This window comes from Capnocytophaga catalasegens (assembly GCF_026005215.1).
Classification (GTDB): domain Bacteria; phylum Bacteroidota; class Bacteroidia; order Flavobacteriales; family Flavobacteriaceae; genus Capnocytophaga; species Capnocytophaga catalasegens.
In genome coordinates this window covers 314-2,104 of record NZ_BPMA01000087.1, presented here as the reverse complement: position 1 = coordinate 2,104, position 1,791 = coordinate 314, and the positions used below count along the sequence as shown (strand labels likewise).

The 1,791-nt window shown below is 29.0% G+C and carries 1 protein-coding gene and 1 pseudogene; both read left to right on the top strand.

Features of this window, described 5'->3' with window-relative positions:
• Nucleotides 1-875 (top strand): annotated as a pseudogene (locus OO775_RS13850) (hypothetical protein); the annotation flags it as partial.
• 6 nt (nucleotides 876-881) lie between these two features.
• Nucleotides 882-1,778: a hypothetical protein gene (locus OO775_RS13845; RefSeq protein ID WP_264847815.1), complete on the top strand. Its 897-nt coding sequence runs from the start codon at nucleotides 882-884 to the stop codon at nucleotides 1,776-1,778.
• The last annotated feature ends 13 nt before the right edge of the window (nucleotides 1,779-1,791 follow it).

Genomic DNA, 1,791 nt, shown 5'->3' with positions numbered 1-1,791 from the left:
CTTATTTAAAACTTAATAAAACAGAAATTACAGATATTCGAGAAGGGAAATATACTCTTTACAATCAATTTAGTATAGAATGTATAAAAGAATTTGATGAGATACAAATACTTTATGTAAAGGCAGATGAAGAGATTTGTGGAGCAATAAAGATACACCCTAATTCATCTGAATATATAGAAAATGAGAATAAAATTGTTTTTATAAAAGTAAAAACAGATTTAAATGGAGAAATAAATGGATTACTAAAAGAAGAAGAAAAAGAGAAAATTATTAAGATATTAGGGCAAGCATTGGTAAAACCTAAAATAGAAGAAGAGAAAGAAATGTTAGATTGTAAAGGAAATGTATTTAAAACTAAATTTGCAACATTTGTTTGGATAGATACGAAAAAACGTATTGCTGCTTACAAAATAAGCATAGAGGGAAAGACTGAGACTCAAGCTATTCAATTACAAAATGATTTACTGAGATATCTGGAACAGAAAACAAGAAGCAAATTTGGAGATAAATATGATAACTATTATAAAATCTATTTAATAAATGAGCCAGCTTCTTGGAATGGCTATAGCAACTCTGAAACTAAAATGTCTATTTGTTTCCAATCTCGTACAGAGGAAACAGTAATACATGAATTGCTTCACATGATGAGATTACCTCATACTTTTGCAAGTGTAGGTCAGAGAGCTATTTTTACTTATGAACAAGGAAAAACTAATAATATTATGGATTATTCTCATCAAAAAAAATACGGAAATGTTCCTCGTATTACACTATTTCATTGGCAATGGAAAATTATCAATCCTAAATTACTGAATCTATGTAATAGAGAAATAAGTTTCTGGGAAAAAGTAAAAAAATATTTTAAATATTAAAGATATATGGTAAAGTTTATATTATTTTTCTTGTTATTGACTTCTTGTGAGAATAGAAAACAAATAAAAGAAGATTCAGTAATAAATATTACAAAAGAGAAAAAAGGGGATAAAGAATTACAAACGTTGTTAAACTTAAAAAACAAAGATACTATGAGAGAGAAGTTTGATTTTGAGCTATTTGAAAAAGTGAAAAAGGCTTCAGGAGTATATGTAAAGCCTAATGGAGATATGGTTGTATCAATGGATTGGTATGAAGAAGAAGATGCTTCTGATAAGTTAGTTGGAGGATATATTCGTGAAATAATAGGAAAACCTCCTTTTGTTACAATAATAAAAAAGTTTTATATTGATGGTTATATCAAAGAGAAAAAAACTCTTTTAGGTCAGTATTTACTAATCGGTACGTCAGAGTATTATGATAAATACGGCAAATTAACTCAGGTTAATGAAGAAAATACTTATGGGAAAATAAAACCTGATGATGTTTTAAAGTTTATAGAAAAGCAAGGAGTAATCAATTTAAAAACGGGAAAAGGTTTTTTTATAGGCAATCCTCTGAATGTTGAGTTAAGTTTTTATGTTGGTTATGGAAAACCGCGAGATGCTACTACTGAAAACGATTATTATATAATAGGATTAAAATATAAAGGCGGAGAAGCAGAAACTGTTCCTTCAGGAGAACCTCTTAGAGCGAGTGATCTTTTCTATTATATGAATAGCGAAACAGGGCAAGTTTATACTGAAGAAGAGTTTGAAAATCATAACAAATCCCCAAAAACCACCACTTTCCAAGGCAAAACCTACACCGAAGAAGAATGGCAAGCTTTTGAAGAGGAGCAATGGGAAAAATACCAAGCTAAGGGAACCAAAAAAAGTTTTTGGGATAGGCTATTTGGGTAACAAACCTTAAAAA

What these genes read in the sequence shown, in the direction of transcription:
- OO775_RS13845 (WP_264847815.1), top strand. Translation starts at nt 882, where the DNA reads ATGGTAAAGTTTATATTATTTTTCTTGTTATTGACTTCTTGTGAGAAT.